Annotated in this window: 20 protein-coding genes, 1 tRNA gene, 2 pseudogenes and 1 riboswitch; of the genes and pseudogenes, 8 read left to right on the top strand and 15 right to left on the bottom strand. The window is 67.5% G+C overall.

Annotated features, from left to right (window positions below; genetic code table 11):
• The 3 genes and pseudogenes from ACT6UX_RS24570 to queF all read right to left on the bottom strand — a co-directional run.
• Nucleotides 1-355: pseudogene (locus tag ACT6UX_RS24570) on the bottom strand (hypothetical protein); the annotation flags it as partial.
• Nucleotides 352-1539: a tRNA epoxyqueuosine(34) reductase QueG gene (gene queG, locus ACT6UX_RS24565; RefSeq protein WP_444777781.1), complete on the bottom strand. Its 1188-nt coding sequence runs from the start codon at nt 1537-1539 to the stop codon at nt 352-354. The gene queG and the pseudogene ACT6UX_RS24570, both read right to left, overlap by 4 nt.
• Nucleotides 1539-1997 carry a preQ(1) synthase gene (gene queF, locus ACT6UX_RS24560; protein ID WP_444777780.1) on the bottom strand — a complete coding sequence of 153 codons (459 nt, stop codon included), beginning with the start codon at nt 1995-1997 and terminating at the stop codon, nt 1539-1541. Before queF ends, queG begins: the two co-directional genes overlap by 1 nt.
• 28 nt (nt 1998-2025) lie before the next feature.
• On the opposite strand from queF, the gene ACT6UX_RS24555 reads away from it, so the two are divergent.
• The 3 genes from ACT6UX_RS24555 (at nt 2026) to ACT6UX_RS24545 (ending at nt 5613) form a co-directional block, all read left to right on the top strand.
• Nucleotides 2026-3210 (top strand): FAD-dependent oxidoreductase, encoded by a 1185-nt coding sequence (locus tag ACT6UX_RS24555; RefSeq protein WP_444777779.1) that lies wholly within the window; start codon nt 2026-2028, stop codon nt 3208-3210.
• A gap of 93 nt (nt 3211-3303) precedes the next feature.
• Nucleotides 3304-4890, top strand: a complete 1587-nt coding sequence (locus tag ACT6UX_RS24550) for an ABC transporter substrate-binding protein (protein ID WP_444777778.1) — start codon at nt 3304-3306, stop codon at nt 4888-4890.
• Nucleotides 4891-4939: 49 nt separating this feature from the next.
• A riboswitch (FMN riboswitch) is annotated at nt 4940-5084 on the top strand.
• A gap of 79 nt (nt 5085-5163) precedes the next feature.
• Nucleotides 5164-5613: a 6,7-dimethyl-8-ribityllumazine synthase gene (locus tag ACT6UX_RS24545; RefSeq protein ID WP_444777777.1), complete on the top strand. Its 450-nt coding sequence runs from the start codon at nt 5164-5166 to the stop codon at nt 5611-5613.
• An 89-nt stretch (nt 5614-5702) separates the two neighbouring features.
• Here ACT6UX_RS24545 and ACT6UX_RS24540 read toward each other — a convergent pair whose 3' ends face one another.
• From ACT6UX_RS24540 to ACT6UX_RS24530, 3 genes are all read right to left on the bottom strand, one after another.
• Nucleotides 5703-6791 (bottom strand): TRAP transporter substrate-binding protein, encoded by a 1089-nt coding sequence (locus tag ACT6UX_RS24540; protein WP_444777776.1) that lies wholly within the window; start codon nt 6789-6791, stop codon nt 5703-5705.
• 81 nt (nt 6792-6872) lie between these two features.
• The gene (locus tag ACT6UX_RS24535) at nt 6873-7655 is read right to left on the bottom strand and encodes a 3-hydroxybutyrate dehydrogenase (protein WP_444777775.1); all 783 of its coding nucleotides are present in this window, start codon (nt 7653-7655) and stop codon (nt 6873-6875) included.
• Between the two features lie 12 nt (nt 7656-7667).
• Nucleotides 7668-8693, bottom strand: coding sequence for a LacI family DNA-binding transcriptional regulator (locus tag ACT6UX_RS24530; protein WP_444777774.1), 1026 nt, complete (start codon nt 8691-8693; stop codon nt 7668-7670).
• Nucleotides 8694-8787: 94 nt separating this feature from the next.
• On the opposite strand from ACT6UX_RS24530, the pseudogene ACT6UX_RS24525 reads away from it, so the two are divergent.
• Nucleotides 8788-9685 (top strand): annotated as a pseudogene (locus ACT6UX_RS24525) (NAD(P)-dependent oxidoreductase).
• Between the two features lie 33 nt (nt 9686-9718).
• Here ACT6UX_RS24525 and ACT6UX_RS24520 read toward each other — a convergent pair.
• Together ACT6UX_RS24520 and ACT6UX_RS24515 are read right to left on the bottom strand one after the other, a co-directional pair.
• Complete coding sequence (locus tag ACT6UX_RS24520) at nt 9719-10249, bottom strand: dihydrofolate reductase family protein (protein ID WP_444777773.1); 531 nt, start codon at nt 10247-10249, stop codon at nt 9719-9721.
• Between the two features lie 23 nt (nt 10250-10272).
• Nucleotides 10273-11088 (bottom strand): N-acyl homoserine lactonase family protein, encoded by an 816-nt coding sequence (locus tag ACT6UX_RS24515; protein WP_444777772.1) that lies wholly within the window; start codon nt 11086-11088, stop codon nt 10273-10275.
• 176 nt (nt 11089-11264) lie between these two features.
• Between ACT6UX_RS24515 and ACT6UX_RS24510 the strand changes: the two genes are divergently transcribed.
• Complete coding sequence (locus ACT6UX_RS24510) at nt 11265-11519, top strand: hypothetical protein (protein ID WP_298318504.1); 255 nt, start codon at nt 11265-11267, stop codon at nt 11517-11519.
• Between the two features lie 178 nt (nt 11520-11697).
• Here ACT6UX_RS24510 and ACT6UX_RS24505 read toward each other — a convergent pair whose 3' ends face one another.
• Genes ACT6UX_RS24505 through ACT6UX_RS24490 form a run of 4 tightly spaced genes read right to left on the bottom strand, consistent with a single transcriptional unit; the run spans nt 11698 to nt 14880 of the window.
• The gene (locus ACT6UX_RS24505) at nt 11698-12384 is read right to left on the bottom strand and encodes an aspartate/glutamate racemase family protein (RefSeq protein WP_444777771.1); all 687 of its coding nucleotides are present in this window, start codon (nt 12382-12384) and stop codon (nt 11698-11700) included.
• A 7-nt stretch (nt 12385-12391) separates the two neighbouring features.
• The gene (locus ACT6UX_RS24500) at nt 12392-13372 is read right to left on the bottom strand and encodes a Bug family tripartite tricarboxylate transporter substrate binding protein (RefSeq protein WP_444777770.1); all 981 of its coding nucleotides are present in this window, start codon (nt 13370-13372) and stop codon (nt 12392-12394) included.
• The gene (locus tag ACT6UX_RS24495; RefSeq protein ID WP_444777769.1) at nt 13369-14001 is read right to left on the bottom strand and encodes a glutathione S-transferase family protein; all 633 of its coding nucleotides are present in this window, start codon (nt 13999-14001) and stop codon (nt 13369-13371) included. Before ACT6UX_RS24495 ends, ACT6UX_RS24500 begins: the two co-directional genes overlap by 4 nt.
• Nucleotides 14002-14010: 9 nt before the next feature.
• Complete coding sequence (locus ACT6UX_RS24490) at nt 14011-14880, bottom strand: NAD(P)-dependent oxidoreductase (protein WP_444777768.1); 870 nt, start codon at nt 14878-14880, stop codon at nt 14011-14013.
• Nucleotides 14881-15115: 235 nt separating this feature from the next.
• Here ACT6UX_RS24490 and ACT6UX_RS24485 point away from each other — a divergent pair, with 235 nt between their 5' ends.
• Nucleotides 15116-15793, top strand: a complete 678-nt coding sequence (locus ACT6UX_RS24485) for a hypothetical protein (protein ID WP_444777767.1) — start codon at nt 15116-15118, stop codon at nt 15791-15793.
• A gap of 195 nt (nt 15794-15988) precedes the next feature.
• Here the strand turns inward: ACT6UX_RS24485 and ACT6UX_RS24480 are convergent, their stop codons facing one another.
• Together ACT6UX_RS24480 and ACT6UX_RS24475 are read right to left on the bottom strand one after the other, a co-directional pair.
• The gene (locus tag ACT6UX_RS24480; RefSeq protein WP_444777766.1) at nt 15989-16885 is read right to left on the bottom strand and encodes a trypsin-like serine protease; all 897 of its coding nucleotides are present in this window, start codon (nt 16883-16885) and stop codon (nt 15989-15991) included.
• Between the two features lie 132 nt (nt 16886-17017).
• A complete protein-coding gene (locus ACT6UX_RS24475) occupies nt 17018-18484 on the bottom strand; it encodes an L-lactate permease (RefSeq protein WP_444777765.1) in 1467 nt (488 codons plus the stop codon).
• Nucleotides 18485-18616: 132 nt separating this feature from the next.
• Between ACT6UX_RS24475 and ACT6UX_RS24470 the strand changes: the two genes are divergently transcribed.
• A tRNA-Thr gene (locus tag ACT6UX_RS24470) sits at nt 18617-18692 on the top strand.
• Between the two features lie 201 nt (nt 18693-18893).
• Nucleotides 18894-20189: a tyrosine-type recombinase/integrase gene (locus tag ACT6UX_RS24465; protein ID WP_444777764.1), complete on the top strand. Its 1296-nt coding sequence runs from the start codon at nt 18894-18896 to the stop codon at nt 20187-20189.
• On the opposite strand, the gene ACT6UX_RS24460 is transcribed toward ACT6UX_RS24465, so the two are convergent.
• Nucleotides 20186-20560, bottom strand: a complete 375-nt coding sequence (locus ACT6UX_RS24460; RefSeq protein WP_444777763.1) for a hypothetical protein — start codon at nt 20558-20560, stop codon at nt 20186-20188. The genes ACT6UX_RS24465 and ACT6UX_RS24460 overlap by 4 nt on opposite strands.
• Nucleotides 20561-20649 lie beyond the last annotated feature (89 nt).

Raw genomic sequence — 20649 nt, 5'->3', positions numbered from 1 at the left:
GATTGGCATTGCCCTCGGGCGCGGCGGGGCGCGGCGCCGGCTGGTTCGGGTCGCGCGGCGGCCGGCTCTGGCCGTAGACCGCACCCGTGGGCCCGATCGAGCGGGCGAGCAATTCGGTCGTGTAACCGCCGCCGGCACTGAGATCGAGCGCGGTGATGCCCGGCACGATGGCGATGAAAGCCAGCATGTCGGCGGGCTTGCGCCGCTGGTCGTTGGTGCGGTCGGCGGCGCTGCGGTCCGGGCTCGCCAGAAGCTCGGCGATGCGCGCCGGCGGGTTCGGCTGCTGCGCCATGGCAGAGCCTGCCGCCAGCAGGAAAGCCGTGCCGGCGATCATCGCCCGTCTCTTGAAGGTCATTGTTTCACTCCCTGCCGGAGTGCCTCCGCCCATTCGGCGCGGACACCGGCATCGGATTCTTCGGCCGTTTGCCTGCGCCGCGCAACCTCGTCCGGGGCAAGTTGCGCCAGGGCCCAGACGGCGGCGCCGCGCACCAGGGGCGAAGCGTCGCCCAGCAGGCGCTCGACGGCGGGCAGCGCGGTGGCGGGCGCGGCGCTGGTGCCCAGTGCATAGGCGACGTTGCGCAGGAAGCGGTCGCGCCCGATGCGCTTCACCGCCGTTCCCGAGAAGCGCGTGCGGAAGGTGGCGTCGTCGAGGGTGGCGAGTTCAGCCAGCAGCGGCGCCTGCAGCGCGGCGCGCGGTGCGAAGGCGGCTTCGCGCGATTGGCGGGCGAACTTGTTCCACGGGCAGGCGGCGAGGCAGTCGTCGCAACCGTAGATGCGATTGCCCAGCGCCGTCCGGAATTCGCGATCGATGGGGCCGGCATGCTCGATGGTGAGATAGGAGATGCAGCGCCGCGCATCGAGCTGATAGGGCGCGGGGAAGGCGTTGGTGGGACAGGAGTCGAGGCAGGCGCGGCATTGCCCGCAATGGTCGGTCTCGGGCTCGTCGGGCGGCAGTTCGATCGACAGCAGCAGTTCGCCCAGGAACAGCCACGAGCCGAAGCGGCGCGACACGAGGTTGGTGTGCTTGCCCTGCCAGCCGTGGCCCGCCTGCTGCGCGGCGAGCTTCTCCATCAGCGGCGCGGTGTCGACGAAGACCTTCAGACTCTCGTGATAGGTGTCCCAGATGAAGCGGCCGAGCTGCTTCAGGCGGCTCTTCATCACGTCGTGATAGTCGCGGCCCTGGGCATAGACCGAGACGGCGCCGCGCTCGCGCTCCTCGAGCGTGAAGCGCGGGTCGCCAGCCGGGCCGTAGTTGAGCGCGACCGACACGACGGTACGCGCCTCGGGCCACAGGCCGGCCGGGTCGATGCGCTGCTCGGCGCGGTCGACCAGCCAGCCCATGTCGCCCTGGAAGCCGCGTTCGAGGAACGCCTCCATGCGCTCCCGCCGCAGCTGCCGCGCCTCGGGCGAAAGCTGGGCCGGTGCGAAGGCCACGGCGTCGAAGCCCAGCTCCAGCGCCTTGCCCGAAATCGCGTCGCGCAGTTCGCGCGGCGTTGCCGGCTTCGGGGGCCGCTTCGGACGGGGCGGTAGCCTGGCCATCAACCCCGGCCGCGATAGGGCGCCACGCCGGTCTCGGGAAGCCACAGGCCCTTGGGCGGCGCGGCGGTCTGCCAGAACACGTCGATCGGCATGCCGCCGCGCGGATACCAGTAGCCCGCGATGCGCAACCAGCGCGGCGCCAGCGCCCTAACCAGCCGCTTGCCGATGCCCACGGTGCAGTCCTCGTGGAAGGACGCCTCGTTGCGGAAGCTGTTGAGATAGAGCTTCAGCGACTTGCTCTCGACCAGTTTGGCGCGCGGCACGTAGTCGATCACGAGATGCGCGAAATCGGGCTGGCCGGTCACCGGGCAGAGCGAGGTGAATTCCGGCTGCGTGAAGCGCGCGAGATAGAGCGTGCCCGGATGCGGGTTGGGCACCGTCTCGAGGACGGCTTCGGCGGGCGAGACGGGCAGGGCCGTGGCCTGCCCGAGCTGACGGAGTTTTGCGTATTTAGCCATCCGCCCATCATATGCTAAGCGGGCCGCCATGACTCACAAGGTTGCCATCGTCGGCGCCGGCCCGTCCGGCTTCTACGCCGCGGACGGGCTGCTGCGCGGCCGGCCGGACCTCCGCATCGACATCATCGACCGCCTGCCGACGCCGTTCGGCCTGGTGCGGGCGGGCGTCGCGCCCGATCACCAGGGCACCAAGGCCGTGGTCCGCCAGTTCGACCGGCTGCTCGCCCAGCCCGACCTGCGCTTCGCTGGCAACGTCGAGATCGGCCGCGACCTGTCTTGGGACGAGGTGATCCAGTCCTACGACGCGGTGATCGTCGCCACCGGCATGGTGGTCGATCGCAGGCTGGGCATTCCCGGCGAGGATCTACCGCATGTCTGGGGCTCGTGGCGCTTCGTCGCCTGGCTGAACGGCCATCCCGACTTCCGCGGCGGACCCGATCTCTCGGGCGTGAAGTCCGTGGCGGTGATCGGCAACGGCAACGTGGCGCTCGACGTCGCGCGCCTGCTGGCCAAGAGCCCGGACGAGATGACCAAGTCCGACATCGTGCCGGAGGCGGGCGCGGCCATCGCGGCGGCGCCGATCGCCGACATCCACGTGATCGGCCGCCGCGGCGCGGAGCAGGCCTCCTTCACCACCAACGAGCTGGCCGAGATGGGCCGGCTGGCGCGCGCCGTCGCGGTCGCCGATGCCAGCGTGCTCGCGGCCGAAGCGCCGGCCTCCGACCCGACGCCGGAACGGCTGCGCAAGGCCAAGAACATCGAGACCCTGAAGCGCTTCGCCGCGCAGGCGCCGGGCGAGAAACCGGTGACGGTGCATTTCCGTTTCCACGAGACGCCCAAGGCGATTCGGCCCGGCGCGGTCGAACTGTCGACGGGCACCCTTGCCGCCGACCTGGTCGTCACCTGCATCGGCTATACCGGCGAGCCCTTCCCGAAGGCCGAGAGTGTGTTCCCGGTCGGCTGGGCGCGCCGCGGTCCCAGCGGCACCATCCCGACCAATCGTGCCGACAGTCATGCCGTGGCCAAGGAAGTCATCGACTTCCTCGAGGACCGCGACCCCAAGAGCGGCCCCGACATCCTGCCCCTCTGCGTTGACGCCGAGGGCTGGCGCCGCATCGACAAGGCCGAGATCGCGGCCGGCACCGCGCAGGGACGGCCGAGGGTGAAGCTCGTCGAGTGGCAGGCGCTGCTTGACATCGCGCAAGGCGATTGATCGCTCGGCGCGGGCATTTCGCCTGTCGCGCGCGGGCTTCGGCGGCTCTATACCTTGCGCCTTACGGGGAAGGCCAAGAGTACAGGAGTTTTCATGCTGAAGTTACGTCGTCGTTTCATGGGCGCGCTGGTCGCCGCCGCCGCGGGGATGCCGCTGGTCGCGCCCGCCACCGCCTCGGCGCAGACCACGCTCAAGGCGGCGCTGCATTCGGACCTCAAGATCATCGACCCGATCTGGACCTCGGCGCTGATCACCACCAACCACGGCTATATGGTCTACGACACGCTGTTCGCGGTCGACGACAAGCTCGAGGTCAAGCCGCAGATGGTCGACAAGTGGGAGGTCTCGCCCGACAAGCTGACCTACACGCTGACCCTGCGCGACGGGCTGGAATGGCATGACGGCAAGCCGGTCACGGCGGAGGATTGTGTCGCCTCGATCAAGCGCTGGGGCGCGCGCGACGCGATGGGCCAGAAGCTGATGGCGGTGACGTCGGAGCTCTCGGCACCGGACGCCAAGACCATCAAGTTCGTGCTGAAGCAGCCCTACGGCCTGCTGCTCTATTCGCTGGGCAAGCCGGGCTCGAACGTGCCGTTCATGATGCCGAAGTCGGTCGCCTCGACCGATCCCAACAGCCAGATCACCGACGCCACCGGCTCCGGCCCCTTCATCTTCAAGAAGGACGAGTGGAAGCCCGGCGAGAAGGCAGTCTACGTCAAGAACCCGAAGTACAAGCCGCGCGCTGAGCCGGCCTCAGGCTTCGCCGGCGGCAAGGTCGCCAAGGTCGACCGCATCGAGTGGCTGTGGATCCCCGACACCCAGACCCAGGTCAACGCGCTGATGAGCGGCGAGATCGACCTGGTGGAGATCGTGCCGGCCGACCTGCTGCCCCTGCTGAAGGCGGACAAGAACATCACCGTGTTCGTCGGCAACAAGGCCGGTCGCCAGTACACGATGCGCTTCAACGTGCTGCACAAGCCGTTCGACAATCCCAAGATCCGCCTCGCCGCGCTCTACGCGCTCGACCAGAAGGAATTCCTCGACGCCAACGTCGGCAACCCGGAGTTCTACAAGGTCTGCAATTCGCTGTTTCCCTGCGGCTCGCCGCTCGAATCGACCAAGGGATGGGAGGACAAGCTCTCGGGCAATGCTGCCAAGGCGAAGCAGCTCCTGGCCGAGGCGGGCTATGACGGCACGCCGGTGGTGATGCTCCACCAGACCGACGTGGCCGGCCACAACAACCTCGCGACGGTCGGCAAGCCGCAGCTCGAGCGGGCCGGCTTCAAGGTCGATCTGCAGCCGATGGACTGGCAGACGCTGGTCGCGCGCCGCGCCAAGAAGGATGCGCCGAGCGCCGGCGGCTGGAACGTCTTCTTCACCTCGTGGGGCGCGGTCGACGTGATCAACCCGGCCGCCGCCGCCTTCCTCAACGCCTCCTGCGAGAAGGCGACCTTTGGCTGGCCGTGCGATGCCGAGCTGGAGAAGCTGCGCGATGCCTATGCCGCCGAATCGGATCCGGCGAAGCAGAAGGAGATCGCCGAGAAGGTCCAGCTGCGCGTGCTCGAGTATCCGACACATGCGCCGCTCGGCCAGTTCACCTCGCCGACCGCCGTGCGCTCGAACGTGACCGGCATGGTCTATGCCCCGACGCTCGCCATGTGGGGCCTGGAGAAGAAATAGCGCGATCCATCCGGATCGTTGCAAGCTCTCGACCCTGCCCTTATGGTTTCTGCGTTCTCAGGGCAGGGTGAAACTCCCTACCGGCGGTATGCGGCGCGAGCCGCGAGCCCGCGAGCGCCTTCCGCAAGGAAGGGTCAGCAGATCAGGTGCGAGGCCTGAGCCGACGGTCATAGTCCGGATGAAAGAGAACGTGTGTCCCGCTGCTTCGCGCCGAGCAGCGGGTCCGCGCGTGATCGCCTTGGGTGACGTGTCTGTTCGCCAAAGGAGATTGCCGTGACACAAGCCCGCCACACACAAGCCCGCTACGCCTTCGTCAAAGCCAGGTGGCACGCCGATATCGTCGATCGTGCGCTCGACGGCTTCCTCGAACTGATTCCCGCCGATCAGGTCGACGTGTTCGACGTGCCGGGCGCCTTCGAGCTGCCGCTGTTCTCGCGCGACCTCGCGGCAACCGGGAAGTATGCCGCCGTTGCTGCCGCCGCCTTCGTGGTCGATGGCGGAATCTACCGCCACGACTTCGTCGCCCAGGCCGTCGTCGACGGGCTGATGCGCGCCGGCATGGAAACCGGCGTGCCCGTCCTGTCGGTGTCGCTGACGCCGCATCACTATCAGGAGACTGACCACCACAACGGGATCTTCCGCGCGCACTTCGTCGAGAAGGGCCGCGAGGCCGCCCGTGCCGCCCTGATGATCGGCAAGGCCCGCGCCGCCCTCGCGGCGTAAGCGATCGATCATCCTGAACGAAGTGCGGGACCTCTTGCCGCGCCGCGCAAAGGTCCCTCGCTCAGGCTCGGGATGACGATCTCCTCTTGTCAGCGGTCGCTGCGATAGACCGCGAACTCGGCGCGGGTGTCGGCGATCGAGAACCAGCGATGCTGGCTGGCGCGGAACTGTCGCCAGTTGGCCAGGACCTTCTTGAACTGCTCGTTCTGCGCCGCCTCCTCGTCGAGCACGGCCTCAAGCGCACCGCGCAGCGCCTTGATCACGTCGTCCGGCAGCACCGAGAGCTGCGTTCCGGCGCCGACCAGGCGGGCGATGGCGACGGCATTCTTGGCGTCGTAGGAGGCCAGCATCTCGGTCATCGAGTAGTTGCAGGCATATTTCAGGATGGCCTGGTAGCGCGGCGGCAGGGACGCCCAGGCGGCCTTGCCGATCATGAGCTGGTTGACCGCCTCAAGTTCCATCACGCCCGGCGTGTAGTAGTACTTGGCGACCTTGTTGAAGCCGAGCTTTTCGTCGTCGTAGGGACCGACCCACTCGCAGGCGTCGAGCGTGCCGCGTTCCATCGCCGGATAGATGTCGCCACCGGCGATCTGCTGCGGCACGGCGCCGAGCTTGGCGAAGACCTTGCCGCCGAAGCCGGCGGTGCGGATCTTGAGGCCGGAGAAGTCGGCCGGCGTCTTCAGCTCCTTGCGGAACCAGCCGAACATCTGGCCGCCGGTCTGGCCGGCCGGCACTGCCACGACATTGAAGCTGTCATAGACCTCGTCCATCAGCTTGCGGCCGTCGCCGAACATCATCCAGGCATTGTGCATGCGCGGCGTCAGGCCGAACGGCACCGAGCCGTCGAACACAAAGGTCGGATTCTTGCCGATATAGTAGCCGGTATAGGTGTGGCCGCATTCGACCGTGGCGTTCGACACCGCATCCAGCACCTGCAGGCCGGGCACGATTTCGCCGGCGCCGTAGGGCGAGATCATGAACTTGCCGTCGGACATCTCGCCCACGACCCGCGCGATCGTCTGGGATGCGCCATAGAGCGTGTCGAGGCTCTTGGGGAAGCTCGAGGTGAGTCGCCATCTCACCACCTCGTTGGTCTGTTGCCCGAAGGCCGGCGAGGCCGCCGCGACCGCAGCCAGGGAGGCTGCGACGGGGCCGAACTGTCGACGCGTGACGCTCATGGGTTTCCTCCTGTTCTTGCCTTGTTGTGCAAATTCTAGGAGGGAGTCTTTGGTACCGCTACCACAAAAAGCCCAAAACGATCAGCTCGCGCTCCAGCCGCCGTCGACCGGCAGGGCCGCCCCGGTGATGTCGGCGGCGCCGGGGCCGCACAGGAAGGCGGCCAGCGCGGCGACGCCTTCCATCGCCACGAAGCGGCCCGACGGCTGGCGCCCGGCCATGAACTTCTCGACCGCCGCGTCGCGCTCAAGGCCCTCGGTGGCCATGAAGTCCTGCAGCCTCTGCTCGATGGCAGGCGTGGGCGAGGAGCCGGGGCAGATCGCGTTGCAGGTGATGTTGTCACGCGCCGTCTCCAGCGCCACGGCGCGGGTGAAGCCGATCAGCGCGGTCTTGGTCGTGATGTAGTCGACCCGGTTCACGCCGCCGAACAGGCCGTAGACCGAGGAAATGTTGACGATGCGGCCGAAGCCGCGCGCGCGCATGCCCGCAAGGACCAGGCGGGTCGTGTGGAACGCCGCCGACAGGTTCACTGCCAGCGCCCGGTCCCAGTCCTCCGGCCGGAACGCCTCGACCGGCGCGAAGTGACGGACCACGGCGTTGTTGATCAGGATGTCGACGCCGCCGAATTCCCGTTTGGCGGTTTCGATCAGATCGTCGATCTGGCGCGGCTCGGCGAGGTCGGCGCCGTGATGCAGCGCGCGGATGCCATGCTCCTCCTCGAGCGCGCGGCGCCGGGCCTCGATCTCCGCCGGCTCGCCGAATCCGTTCAGCACGATGTTGCAGCCCTCGGCGGCGAGGCGCCGGGCCATGGCCTGGCCGAGCCCCTGCGTCGATCCGGTGATGAGCGCGCATCTGCCCTTCAGCATGGGCCTCAGTCCTCAGCTGCTCTCGCGTTGCACGATCTCGAAGCCGAGATCGACCTTCAGTCGTTCGGCCGGCGCGCCCTGGAGGCGGCGGACCAGAAGCTCGGCGCTGCGCCTGCCGATCTCCGGCCGCGGAATGCGCAGCGTGGTCACGCTGGGAACCGCGTGCCGCAGCAGGTCCACATCGTCGAAGCTGGCGATGGCGATGCGTCCCGGCACTGCCCAGCCGCGGCGCTGGCATTCGAACAGCGCGCCCACCGCCAGCACCTCCCCCGCGAAGAAGCCGGCGTCTAGATCGGGATGCGTGTTCACCAGCCGCACCAGCGCATCGGCGCCCTCGCTGAAGCCGCCGGCCGCTTCGAGCACGAGGCTGTCGTCGGCCGGCCGCCCGAGTTCGGCCAGGGCCGCGAAATAGCCGCGGCGGCGCTCCTGCGAGCGGTCGTTGTCGCGCACCGGCAGGGTGACGAAGCCGATCTTGCGGTAGCCGAGACGCGCCAGATGGAGAGTCATGGCGCGGGCGGCCTCGAAGTTCGAGTAGCTGACCGCCATGTCGAGCGGGTCGCCGGGCAGGTTGCCGGTCTCGACCACCGGCACGCCGCTGGCCTCGACGAGCTTGCGCACCCGCTTGCTGTGGATCGTGTTGTGCAGGATCAGGCCGCAGACTCGCTGGGCCAGGAAGGCCGCGACCAACGTCTCCTCGTCCTCCAGCCGGTGGCCGCTGTCGGCGATCATCAGGTGCAGGCCGTTGGCGCGCAGCCCGTCGGATGCCGCCTGGATCATGCTGGCGTAGAGGGAATTGCGGATGCTCGGGACGACCAGTCCGACCACGTTGGAGCGGTTCGACGACAGGCTGCCGGCGATGCGGTTGGGCACGTAGCCGAACTCGCGCACGGCCGCCTCGACCTTGCGCCGCATCTCCTCCGACACCGCCGACGGCTGGCGCAGCGCCCGCGACACCGTCATCGGCGACACGCCGGCATGGCGGGCGATGTCGCGCATCTTCAGGGTTCCGCCCTCGCTGTGCCGCGCCTTGCCGCTCATCCCTGCCTGCCCGTTGATGCTCTCATGCGGCAATCATATGCTGGTAGCGATACCAGAAAAACGAAAGAGTGGCGCAAAGCCGGAGGAAATGAGCATGACGGGTCAATTGCTGGGCTTCGTGGGTGTCGGTCGCATGGGTGGGCCGATGGCGCACCGCCTGCTCGATGCGGGCTACCGGCTCTGCGTCTACGACGTGTCGGAGGAGGCGACCAGGCCGCTGGTGGCGCGCGGCGCCCAGCTCGCGGCGTCGCCGGCCGAGGTCGCGTCGATCGCCGAGGTCGTGCTGATGAAGCCTGCCGACGCCCGCCATCGTGCGCGAGGTCGTGCTGGGCGGGAATGCCGGCATCATCAACGGCTCATCGATCCGCACGCTGATCGATCTCTCGACGACGGGTCCCGGTGTCGCCTCCGAAGTCGCGGCCCGGCTGGCCGAGCGCGACATCGGCTGGGTCGATGCACCGGTGAGCGGCGGCGTCACGGGCGCGAAGGCGGGAACGCTCGCGGTCATGGTGTCGTGCCCGATGCCGACCTATCAGACGCTCCAGCCGGTGCTGAAGACCTTCGGCAAGCTCTTCCATACCGGGGAGAAGCCAGGCCTCGCGCAGACCGCCAAGCTTGCCAACAACATGCTGGCGGCGACCGCGCTGGTCGCCACGTCCGAGGCGATGGCGATGGGCGTGAAGGCGGGCCTCGATGCGAAGGTGCTGATCGACATCATCAACGTGTCGAGCGGCCGCAACAGCGCCAGCCAGGACAAGTTCCCGCGCGCCGTGCTGCCGCGCACCTTCGACTTCGGCTTCGCCACCGCGCTGTCGCACAAGGACGTGCGCCTCTGCCTCGACGAGGCGCAGAACATGGGCGTGCCCATGCTGGTGGGCGCGGCGGTGCTGGAAATGCTCGCCGTCACCAAGGCGCGGTTCGGTCCCGATTCCGACTTCACTATGGTGGCCAAGATCCTCGAGGAGTGGGCCGGCGTCGAGATCCGGGGCTGACCCGCGGCGGTCCAAAATCAGGTCGGCCTGCGATCAACCTGGAATGTAGGTCAGCCTGATCACGTCCTCGCCGATCCGGTCGTGGGTCATCAGGCGAAGCGGCGGCCGGGGGCCGCCGAAGTAGGGTGTGCCGTGCCCGAGCACGACCGGGTGCAGGTAGATCCGGTACTCGTCGATCAGGCCGAGTTCGGTGAGGCTTTGCGCCAGGGTCGGGCCGGCGACTTCGATCTCGCCGTCGCGCTCGGCCTTCAGCCTGGGGATCTCGTTCTCGAGATCGCCCCGGATGAGCGTGGCGTTGGGGCCGACCGAGTCGAGCGAGCGCGAGACCACCCATTTCGGCTGCCGTCGCCACGCCGCGGCGAAAGCGTGACGCTCGTCATCCCAGTCGGGCTGATCGTCGTCCCAGTAGCGCATCAGCTCGTACACGTGGCGACCGTAGATGCTTCCCGCCTGCGCCTCCGCCTCGGCGATGAAGTGGCGGAAGAGCGCGGGGCTCGGGCCGAACGACAGGTGATCGACATAGCCGTCCAGCGACTGGTTCATGCCGAAGACGAGCCTGGCCATCGCGGTTTTCCTGATCGGGCGGGTCAGTCGAGCCGGACGCTGATGCCCTCCAGCCCCTTGCCCGACGCCGGATAGCGCACCATCACCTCGGCGTCGTGGCCGGGGATCACCATCTCGACCCGGCCGTCGGCCAGCTTCTTGAGCTTGTCGTAGCCCGTCAGCATGTCGGCGACCGAGTAGACGATCGAGAACAGCTTGTCGTTGTTGACGCCCCAGAAATAGTGGCTGGCGTCGGAGGCCAGCACGAGCCAGCCGTTGCGGGTGTTGATGCGCACCGACTGGATGCCGGCGGTGTGGCCGCCGATCAGGTGCAGCGAGATGCCGGGCTGCAGCTCCTCGTCGCCGTCATGGAACGCCAGGCGGCCGCCGTAGAGCGCCCGCACCATGCCGACGATGTCCTCGCACTCGTAGGCGTGGCGGAACGGTCCCTTGCACATGTGCCGGCCGGTCGCGAAGTTCATCTCCTTGTCCTGGAGATGGAAGCGCGCCTTGGGGAAGCGGTCCCAGTTGCCGATATGGTCGTAGTGCAGGTGGGTGACGATGACGTCCTCGACCTCCTTCGCATCGACGCCGATCACACTCAGAAGATCGGCCGGGTTCTTCTTCACCTCGCGGCCGCGCTGCTGGCCCACCGTGGCGTTGAAGCCGGTGTCGATGACGATCGGCTTGCCGCCGATCGCGCGGTTGCCGTTCTCGTCGAGCGGGATGGCGGCCCACACGAAATAGTCCATCGGGAAGTCGGCGTCGTGCGGGTCGGGGTTGATCTGCACTTCCCATGCCTTGCGCGGCAGGTGGGCATATTTGACGGCATGCACCTCGTAGATCGGCGCCGAACGCATCTTTGTTTCCTTCCCGGCGGGTTCGTTGCCGGGACCCTAGCGCGGCCATGGGTTCCGGCGCTACACTCGCGAGATGGCCCGCATGGACCTCCTTAGACGGCGAATTAGCACCACGGTTTGCACTGCAAACCGTTGCGTTGCCGCGTTCGCCTGTCTTTCGTCCAAGGAATCGTCCGATGTCCGCCGTTCTCTCCCTCAAGCGTAGCAATTCCGCCGTCCGTTACTGTTTCGAGGCCGACGCCGAGCCCGGCGTGCTGCCGCGCGCACTCGAACTGATCGCCAAGCGCGGACTCGTGCCGGCGCGTGTGTTCGCGCAAGCCGACGGCGACGGCCTCAACGTCGAGATCGAAGTGGAAGGTCTGGAGCCGGCCGTCGCCGAACATGTCGGCCGCTCGCTCGGCCAGATCGTCGGCGTCCGGCACGTGTTCTGATCGGCCTGCGGCGTCGGCATTTCCCTCATCCTGAGGAGGCCGCGCAGCGGCCGTCTCGAAGGATGGGCAACGGACGTGGTGCTCGTTCCCATGCTTCGAGACGCGCTCCTGCGGAGCGCTCCTCAGCGTGAGGTTGATGTTTGGGTCGGCGACTGATTCAATCCCGCCCAGAAGCCCTCTAGCTGGCCAGCCGCTCCACGATCGCGTCGATGTGGAGGCGGGCGACGTCGATCGCCGGGAAGCCCGCCGATGTCTCGTCGAACATCACCGTGAGGTCGGTGCCGGCGAGCAGGATCGCCTCGACGCCATCGCGGCGCTGCAGCTCGGCGGCGAGGCGGCGATAGCCCTCGGCGTCGGCGGGATCGGCGCGCTGGGTGTCGAGGATGCGCTGATAGGCGGCGCCGGCGAAGGCGATCTCGTCGGGACGCGGCTTCACGATCTCGACGTCGGGCGCGTAGCGTTCGAGCTGGCCCCACAGGCTGCCGTCCATGGTGAAGACCGTGCCCAGCAAGGCGACGCGCCGCAGCTTGCGGGCGCGCAGTTCGGCGCCCAGCGTTTCGACGATGTCGATCAGCGGTCGCGGGCTCCGCGTCTTCAGCCGGTCGATGGCGATGTGCGGTGTGACCGCGGGCAACACCATGAAATCGGCACCGGCCCGCGCCATGCGGTCGAGGAACCCAGAGAGATAGGCCGCCAGCGCGTCGAGTTTGCCGGCGCGGATGAGGCCCTGCCCGTGATCGACGTCGGCATGGGTGATGACCAGGTCGGGCGTCACGCCGCACGCCTTGCAGGCGGCGGCGATCCGCTCGTAGTAGTGGACGGTCGCGCCGACGCCCAGCCCGCCCACGATGCCGACGCAGGCCACGGCCGGCCTACTGCGTGAAGGTGATGTTGTTGTCGCGGATCACCTTCCCCCAGGTCTCGACCTCGCCCTTGGCGAAGCTGTCCATCTGGGCAGGCGTCCAGTCCTTCAGCACGGTGCCGAGCTGGTTGGCGCGGGCGACGACGGCTTCCATCTTGCCAACCTTGCGCATCGCGGCGTTGAGCTTGTCGACGATCGGCTGCGGCGTGCCCGCTGGCGCGAACAGGGCGAACCAGCCGTCGAGGATGAAGCCCGGCAGGCCGGCTTCCGCCGTCGTCGGAATCTCGGGGAACGACGGCAGGCGGTTCTCGCTGGCCAGCGCCAGCGCCTTGACGTTGCCGTTGCGGATGTGGCCGGACACGGCGGGCGGCGTCACGATCAGCATCTCGACCTGGCCCGCCACGATGTCGGCGGTCGCCGGCCCCGACCCCTTGTAGGGCACGTGCACGAGATCGAGCCCAGCCGCCTTGTTCAACAGCACGCCGCCGAGATGCGGCACCGAGCCCGCGCCCACCGAGGCATAGTTCAGCTTGCCGGGATTGGCCTTGGCGTAGGCGATGAAGCTCTTGAGGTCGTCGGCCGGCACCTTCTTGGCGACCACGATGACGTGCGGCGCCATCGCGCCCATGGCGACGCCGACGAAATCGTCGGGCTTCCAGTTGAGGTCCTTGATCAGCGCCGGATTGGCCGAGTGATAGGCCGAATACTGCATCAGGATCGTGTAGCCGTCGGGCTTGGCGCGGGCGACGATGGCGGTACCGATATTGCCGTTGCCGCCGCCCTTGTTGTCGACGATCACCTGCACGCCCAGCTCCTGGCTCAGCAGGTCGGAATAGAGCCGCGCCACCAGATCGGTGCCGCCGCCCGGCGGCGCCGGCACCACCATCGTGATCGGCTTGTCGGGATAGTTCGCCTGCGCGCCGGCCGTGCCGGCGAGGGCGGTCGTGGCGGTCGCGACGGATGCGAGGGCAACGAAGTTGCGGCGTTTCATGGGAAGTTCCTCCTCCAGGTTTCTTTCAGTTCCGGCCGTTGATCGGCCTTGCGCGCGATGGCGAAGAGCTTGGGCGTCTCGGTCTCGAACCAGCCGCGCCGCGGGCGCCAGCGGGTCATGACGCCGATATAGATGTCGAGGGCGGAGAAGCGCTCGCCCAGGAACCACGGCGCGCCGGCCGTGCTCTCGACCTGGCGCCACAGGCGCTGGGCATAGGCGTCGGCGGCGGCGCGGAACGGATCGCGCGCATTGTTGACCGAGACGAAGCGCGCCGGATCGTCGGCATAGGTGAAGGTCGGGTAGATGTTGGCGACCAGGAACACCAGCCAGCGCAGGAACGCCGCGCGCTCGGGCGCACCGGGCGCGGGCACCAGCGCATCGCTGCCCGTGACGTCGGCCAGCAGCAAGGTGATGGCCGCGCTCTCGCTCATGATGCTGCCGTCGGGCAGGACGAGCGTCGGCACCTGCGCCAGCGGATTGACCTTCTCGAGCTTTGCCTTCGCGTCGGGATCCTTGAACAGATCCCCGACCGTCTCATAGGCGAAGGGCAGCCCGTACCAGTCGAGCTGCGCCTCGACCAGGGCCGAGCCCCAGCCCGGCCGGCCCCACAGCGTGTAGCTGCCGCTCATGAACGCCGCCTACGGCTTCTGCAGCGGCTGGATCAGGCTCGACGTGTCCCAGCGATTGCCGCCGCGCGCCTGCACCCGCTCGTAGAACTGGTCGACCAGGGCCACCAGCGGCATGGCGGCCTTCTGGCGCTTGCCCTCGGCGAGCGCGATGCCCAAGTCCTTGCGCATCCAGTCGACGGCGAAGCCGTAGTCGAACTTGCCGGCGACCATGTTCTGCCAGCGATTCTCCATCTGCCAGCTCTGCGCCGCGCCCTTGGAGATGGCGCCCAGCGCCTTCTCCATGTCGAGCCCGGCGCGCTGGCCGAGGTTCAGCGCTTCGGCGAGGCCCTGCACGATGCCGGCGATGCACATCTGGTTCATCATCTTGGTGATCTGGCCGGCGCCCGACGGGCCGATCAGCGTGACCGCCTTGGAGAAGGCGTCGGCCACCGGCTTGGCGCGCGCGAAAGGTGCTTCATCGCCGCCGCACATCACGGTGAGCTGGCCGTTCTCGGCGCCCGCCTGGCCGCCCGAGACCGGCGCGTCGATGAAGTCGATGCCGAGCTTCTGGCCCGCCGCATGGAGCTCGCGCGCGATGTCGGCCGAGGCGGTGGTGTTGTCGAAGAAGATGGTGCCCTTGGCCATGCCGGCGAACGCGCCGTCGGGCCCCAGCACGACCGAGCGCAGATCGTCGTCGTTGCCGACGCAGCAGAACACGATCTCCTGGCCGGCCGCGGCCTCGCGCGGCGTGCGGGCGGCCTTGCCCTTGTGCTTCTGCGTCCAGGCCTCGGCCTTGGCGAAGGTGCGATTGTAGACCGTGACCTCATGGCCCTTGGCGGCGAGATGCCCCGCCATCGGAAAGCCCATCACGCCCAGTCCCAGAAATGCCACCTTGGCCATCGTTCCCTCCCGCGAAATCCGCCCCATCCGCGGGGCGGCGGCGATCATAGAGGCAAAATGGGGCTATGCCAGAGGGGGTGAAGTGGGGCGAGGGACGGGCCGAAGATCAACCAGCGTGCATGAGGATTGGAGGCGTCTTCCGTCGGGTCGCTGTTCGGCCAACGCGCGGCACATTCATGGGCAGACTAGCCGTTGTTTAGGGTAGTCTTCGCGAACAAACAAAAAGGGCATAATCATGCCAAACCTCACCGACGTTCTTGGATCAATTACTGAAACGGCCGATTGGATGAAGTCGGGCGGCATTCTGCCGGTCGGTCGAGCAGCCCTGAACGCCTATTTGAAACGGCGTAGCGCTGAGGCACAGCAGATCCTGTTCGAGGAACTGCGGAGTGGCGGCTACCCGCCTGAGCAAGTAGCGGCCGAAGACGACGGCATCGCCGTGATCCACGGATATGTGCGGGCTGCGTGGGAAGGTCGCGCGCGGGTCAACTTGCGATTGTTGGCGAAGGCGATCACAGGCCAGTTGCAAGTCGGCACGCTGGTCGCGGATGAGTTCTATCTGTACGCAGAGTCACTGGCCGGTCTGTCGAGAGACGAGGTCATCTTGGTTTCAACTCTCCTGCGACACCACCCTAAGCTACCGGATGTGCCGGAGGAGGAAGCGGGTGAGCGAGAGAAGCAGTCTCCATGGCTCGCCACGATGGCCGAGATGGAAGCGAAGGGTTGGCAAAAGGACAAAGTCGCGGCCGTGGCAAGTCGGTGTCTGCGATCTGGCTTCGTGATCGCGCAAAGCGCTTGGGGCGGCCTGGCCTTCAAGGTGAGTCCGCTGCTGCTTGATCTCAGCAAGACCGTTGATTTCGACGATGCATTGAAGCGCGAGGATAGCAGCAGGTCGTCTGCCACCGCGCGGTGAGACGCGCTTTTGATGGCGCGCTAACTTTCAATCATATGCCGTCGTTCCACGGCGCAAACAGAATCTCACAAGCCTGCCTTTTCGCGGCGCTTGTTGGCGATCATCTAGAGTTCATTGCGATCGATTTCAGGCCGAGGCCGACCACTCGGAGGTCGAGGCCGCGCTAGCGTTTCAGCTGCCACGCCCGCGTGCCCCTCACCCCCCGAACCGCAACCCCGGCACGTGCGAGGTGAGCCAGGGCCGCAGGCCGGACACCCGCGCGAAGAAGGAGTAGTCGTCGTACTGGTCGCCGCCATTGGCGTTCACGCCGACCACCGCCCAGCCGGCCGGCGTCTGCATCCACAGCGAGCCGCCGCTGTCGCCCGAGGCCAGCAGCCCGTCGAGCCGGCCGGCGCCTTCGGTCTCGCGGCGCAGCTTCACCGAGAGCCAGTTGCCGCGGTCGCCGGTGCGCGGCGGCGGCTGCACCAGGTCCATCGTCTCGTGGACCACGTTGGTGGCGGCGGCCTTGCTGCCCGACGGCCCGTCATAGGCGTCGTTCTGGCCGATCGACCCGAGGCCGCGCGCGCCGTAGCCGACCATCACCGCCTTCGCGCCTTCCTCGTGCGTGCCGCCATAGAGCAGCGGCGCCGGGCCGCCGCCGTTCATCGGCCCGCGGATGCGCAGCAGGACCACGTCGTAGCCGGTGGTCTCGTCGTTGTCGCCGTTGAACAGCGGATGGCGGATCTGGCGGTCGCCCTTGCACGGCGTGCCGTCGGGCGCGCGGAAGGTGTAGTCGAAGACCGAATTGTCGCGCGTGAACAGATGCGAGGCGCTGAGCACCCAGGCATTGCCGCCGAAATTGCCCAGCCAGGTCGCCGAGCCGATGCCCCAGTCCTCGCCGCCGTCGGTCGAGAGCGCGATGACGGGGGCGAACTGGCTCTGCTCGGCCAGCGCCTCGTGGGCGCGGAAGCCCTCGCTCTCGCGGCCCGGCCTCCCGCCCTCGGACCGCCAGGTGCGGTCCAGCACGATGACGGCGCCGGCGGGGCGCGCAACGGGGAGCGTGGAGAGGCCGGCGAGGCCGGCGGCGAGGAGGTGGCGGCGGGTGACGGTCATGAATCGAACGCAGAATGACCGGCGGCGGCGAGGCCGGTCAAGGGTGTCGTGAGCCCCGTAATCGAAATAAACGAAATAAACGAAACAACTGAAACGGATGTCGCACCCCCCCAGGTTTGTGCCCGGATTCGGTCAATTCCCGAGGGCCAGCAGTGCCAGCACCGTCGCCGCCCCGGTCAGCAGCGGCGGCAGGGCGAGCGGCCAGGCGCGGCGGTAGAGGGCGGCGTCGGAGGTCGAGAGGGCGAGGATCGCCGCCCCCATCGAGACGCGGATCGGCGACAGCATGGTGAGGTTGGCGGTGACGCTGTTCTGGACGGCGGCGATCCAGGCCGGGTCGAGGGCCAGGGCGCGGGCCAGCGCGGTCTCCATCGGCATCAGCATGGCGTTGGCGGCCGCACCGCTGCCGGTCAGGAAACCGCCGACCGCGGCGAACAGCGGTACGCCCAGCGCCGCGCTGCGTCCCGCCACTGCCCGAAGTGCCTCGGCGATCGAGGTCGCCATGCCCGAGCCGACGTAGAATTCCGCCATCACCACGAAGGCCAGCGTCACGGCGCAGGCGCGCCAGGCGCCGGTGGCCGCTTCTTTGGCGACCCGGCCCAGCGGGGCGCGCGCCAGCAGCACCACGGCGAGGCCGATCGCCAGCAGCCAGAAGCCCGGCGCGTAGAAGGGCGCGAAGGCCGGCTGGTTGTCGAACGGGCGCAGCGCCCACAGGGGCTTCAGGAGGTCGCGCAGCGGCGTGACCAGGCGGGTGGCGCAGAGCGCCAGGGTCAGCGCGACATAGGGCGCGGCGGTGCGCAGGGTCGCGCGCAGCCGCGCGCCGTCGGGCCGCTCGTCCCGCCAGAAGCGCACGGCCAGCAGCAGGGCGGTGGGCGCGGCGGCGGCGATCTCGACGTCGCTGAAGCAGTTGGCGAGCCACACCAGGGCCAGCAGCGCCGCCGTCCATAGAAGGTCGTCGAGCTTCTGCCGCGCCGGGACGGCGACCCCGGCCTCGCGGGCGAAGCGCCAGTAGAGGAAAAGGTACATCGCGTGGATCGGGACCTGCAGCACCGCCGAGCTCTGCCCAAGCTGGCCGGGCGTCAGGCCGGCCAGCGTCGCGCCCACGGTGGTGCCGATGGCCAGCGCCCCCCACGGCACCAGCGACTGGCTGTAGAGGCCCAGCAGCAGGGCGGGCATGCCGCCGATCCCCAGCCGCCGCAAGGCCGCCAGGGCGATGATGTAGCCGACGCCGAAGCCGGTCACCGATTCGGCGAAGGGCGCCAGCAGGAAGCAGACCGCGAACAGGCGGCGCGGCGAGGCCTCGAGCGTCCCCGCACCCAAGGTCCCGCCACCGGCCCCGCCGCGCGCCAGGGTGGCGCGATGGAAAAAGACGCCGGTGACGATGATGGCGATGACGTGCCAGGACAGCCACAGGCCGGCCGGCACCTCGCGGCGGAACAGCAGCGCCACTGCCGCTGGACCCTCGGATTGGAGGACGAGCGTCGCCGAGGCGGCGAGGGTGGCCGCCAGCCCCGCCAGGCCCGCGACCAGCGCGCTGGCGCGGCCCGAGGCCAGCAGGCCGAGCACGAGGAGGAGCGGCAGGAGCGAGAGCAGCGTGGTCATGGCCGGGTTCTATAGCCTTCCCGCGCGCCGCATGCTTCGGTTCCGGCCGAACCGCGGCGGTTGGGGAAGAGGCGCCGGGGACGAAACAGCGCCTTGCGCCCGCGCTCCCTTTCCCTTAAACCCGCCGCCGATGCCCCGATAGCTCAGCTGGTAGAGCACGTCATTCGTAATGATGGGGTCGGCGGTTCGATTCCGTCTCGGGGCACCATTTTCCATCCGGCCTAGTTCTTTGTCGTCCGCGCTCGTTCGCCGATCACTCAGAACCCTCGTAAAATCAGGCTTTGAGCGTATATTGGCGCTCGCCGCAGTTCGCGGCTGTTCGAGAGCATCCGGCTTCTTCGGGTACACTCTGGGTATACCTGAAAGGCCGGGTACACGGGCGCTTCGCAGTTTACGAGGGACCGTTCCCATGGATGAACTGAGCGACACCAAAATCCGCAATGCCAAGCCGGCCGACAAGGAATACACGCTCGCTGACGGCCAGGGCCTAAGCGTAGTGGTGCGACCCAACGGGACCAGGCTGTGGCTTTACCGCTACCGTTTCGGTGGCAAACGCAAGAACATGTCCTTTGGCACCTTCCCCGGTGTCGGGCTGAAGTCCGCCCGCGAAAAGCGCCACGACGCAGAGAGATTGCTCGACCAGGGGCAGGATCCTACCGAAGTGCGCGAGGCGCAGCGAAAGGACGACGAGAAGCACAAGCACACTTTTCGCACGGTCGGCGAGGAATGGGTGACCAAGAAGCTCGAAAAGGAAAACAAGGCCAAAGCGACGATCAAGCGAGAACGCTGGAATCTCGGCCAACTCAATCGCGAGATCGGCAATCGACCGTTGTGCGAGATCGAGCCACCCGATTTGTTGACGGCGATGCGACGCGTCGAAGCCCGCGGCCGCTACTATACAGTCGGCCGGTTGCGCTCGACGGCCTCGCGGGTCTTCCAATTTGGTATTGGTGCGTCGTACTGCGGCAGCGACCCGACCCGCGATTTGAAGCACGCCCTTACCAAGGCTCCCAAGGCCAACCCGCGCCCGGCTCTGACCGACCCGGACGAGGTTGGCGACTTGATGCGCCGCATTGAGGTTTACGACGCCAAAAACGGCGGCTTAGTGCGCTACGCGCTCAAGCTGATCGCCTTGACCATGGTGCGGCCGGGCGAGCTTCGGCTAGCGGAGTGGACCGAATTCGACGAGGCGAACCGGGTATGGCTGATCCCCGCCGAGAAGATGAAGATGCGCGATGATCACGAAGTGCCTCTTTCGCGCCAGGCGCTTGCTATCCTTTCGAAGCTGCGGCCGTTGAGCGGCCAATGCCGCTACTTGTTCTCATACGATGATGATGTGCCTATGTCCGACAACACCCTCAACAAAGCTCTACGGATCATGGGCTACGATACTGGTCCCGGAGGCGAACACTGCGCGCACGGCTTCCGCTCGACCGCGTCGACCTTGCTCAACGAGGAGGGCGCGTTCGACGGTGATGTCGTTGAATCCCAACTTGCCCATTCGACGGAGGAAAAGAAGCGGCGTCGACGCGACGAGGTGGTGCGGCGCCAACTTGGCAAGGGCGACCAGAACAAGATTCGCGGCATTTATAACCGTGCGGCTTATTGGGTCGAGCGCGTGCGTCTGATGCAGCATTGGGCTGATCGGCTCGACAGCCTTCGCGACGGGAGGCTCACCGCCTCGCCAAGCAGGTCCGCGGCCTAGCTTGCTCTTGATTCGACCTTGGGCAGCGAGGCGTGAAATTGGTCCACGCTGTCGAGGTCGATCATGGTCTTGCCGCCCAATTTATAGGCCTTGATCCGCTCTTGGGCGATCAATTCGTAAGCCTTGGTCTTTCCGAATTTTCCATAGCGGCAACCGTCCTTGAATACGACTAGCCGCCGTTGCTTACTGAAGTCATTGTCAATCATAGTTCGCGCAAGCGCGTCGAAAATTTCTGCCATGACTGGAAGGTCAGGCCGAGCTGCACAAGCGGGCTGTTCCATCTCGCGACAAGGTGTTGAAGCGCACTCGCTGGGGAGACGGCGTCGGGTGTGACGCTGATCGCGCTCCGGCTGATGTTGTTTTGACGTCATCGACACGGCTCCCATCGCCTAGATTTGTCGATCTACGTCTTCGAAGGTTACCAAGCCAAGAGGCTGTGACGCCGGCGCTAGCTCCAGCG

It is taken from the genome of Reyranella sp., assembly GCF_052439685.1.
Lineage (GTDB): Bacteria > Pseudomonadota > Alphaproteobacteria > Reyranellales > Reyranellaceae > Reyranella.
Note: the sequence above shows the minus strand (reverse complement) of the source record. Positions and strands in the feature narration are given on the sequence as shown.

Excerpts from the sequence above, each read along its gene's own strand:
- ACT6UX_RS24520 (WP_444777773.1), bottom strand. The coding sequence starts at position 10,249 with ATGGCCAGGCTCGTCTTCGGCATGAACCAGTCGCTGGACGGCTATGTC.
- ACT6UX_RS24550 (WP_444777778.1), top strand. The coding sequence starts at position 3,304 with ATGCTGAAGTTACGTCGTCGTTTCATGGGCGCGCTGGTCGCCGCCGCC.
- ACT6UX_RS24530 (WP_444777774.1), bottom strand. The coding sequence starts at position 8,693 with ATGAGCGGCAAGGCGCGGCACAGCGAGGGCGGAACCCTGAAGATGCGC.
- ACT6UX_RS24540 (WP_444777776.1), bottom strand. The coding sequence starts at position 6,791 with ATGAGCGTCACGCGTCGACAGTTCGGCCCCGTCGCAGCCTCCCTGGCT.
- ACT6UX_RS24460 (WP_444777763.1), bottom strand. The coding sequence starts at position 20,560 with ATGACGTCAAAACAACATCAGCCGGAGCGCGATCAGCGTCACACCCGA.
- ACT6UX_RS24555 (WP_444777779.1), top strand. The coding sequence starts at position 2,026 with ATGACTCACAAGGTTGCCATCGTCGGCGCCGGCCCGTCCGGCTTCTAC.
- ACT6UX_RS24480 (WP_444777766.1), bottom strand. The coding sequence starts at position 16,885 with ATGACCGTCACCCGCCGCCACCTCCTCGCCGCCGGCCTCGCCGGCCTC.
- ACT6UX_RS24465 (WP_444777764.1), top strand. The coding sequence starts at position 18,894 with ATGGATGAACTGAGCGACACCAAAATCCGCAATGCCAAGCCGGCCGAC.
- ACT6UX_RS24515 (WP_444777772.1), bottom strand. The coding sequence starts at position 11,088 with ATGCGTTCGGCGCCGATCTACGAGGTGCATGCCGTCAAATATGCCCAC.
- queG (WP_444777781.1), bottom strand. The coding sequence starts at position 1,539 with ATGGCCAGGCTACCGCCCCGTCCGAAGCGGCCCCCGAAGCCGGCAACG.
- ACT6UX_RS24495 (WP_444777769.1), bottom strand. The coding sequence starts at position 14,001 with ATGAGCGGCAGCTACACGCTGTGGGGCCGGCCGGGCTGGGGCTCGGCC.
- ACT6UX_RS24475 (WP_444777765.1), bottom strand. The coding sequence starts at position 18,484 with ATGACCACGCTGCTCTCGCTCCTGCCGCTCCTCCTCGTGCTCGGCCTG.
- ACT6UX_RS24535 (WP_444777775.1), bottom strand. The coding sequence starts at position 7,655 with ATGCTGAAGGGCAGATGCGCGCTCATCACCGGATCGACGCAGGGGCTC.
- ACT6UX_RS24510 (WP_298318504.1), top strand. The coding sequence starts at position 11,265 with ATGTCCGCCGTTCTCTCCCTCAAGCGTAGCAATTCCGCCGTCCGTTAC.
- ACT6UX_RS24500 (WP_444777770.1), bottom strand. The coding sequence starts at position 13,372 with ATGAAACGCCGCAACTTCGTTGCCCTCGCATCCGTCGCGACCGCCACG.
- queF (WP_444777780.1), bottom strand. The coding sequence starts at position 1,997 with ATGGCTAAATACGCAAAACTCCGTCAGCTCGGGCAGGCCACGGCCCTG.
- ACT6UX_RS24485 (WP_444777767.1), top strand. The coding sequence starts at position 15,116 with ATGCCAAACCTCACCGACGTTCTTGGATCAATTACTGAAACGGCCGAT.
- ACT6UX_RS24490 (WP_444777768.1), bottom strand. The coding sequence starts at position 14,880 with ATGGCCAAGGTGGCATTTCTGGGACTGGGCGTGATGGGCTTTCCGATG.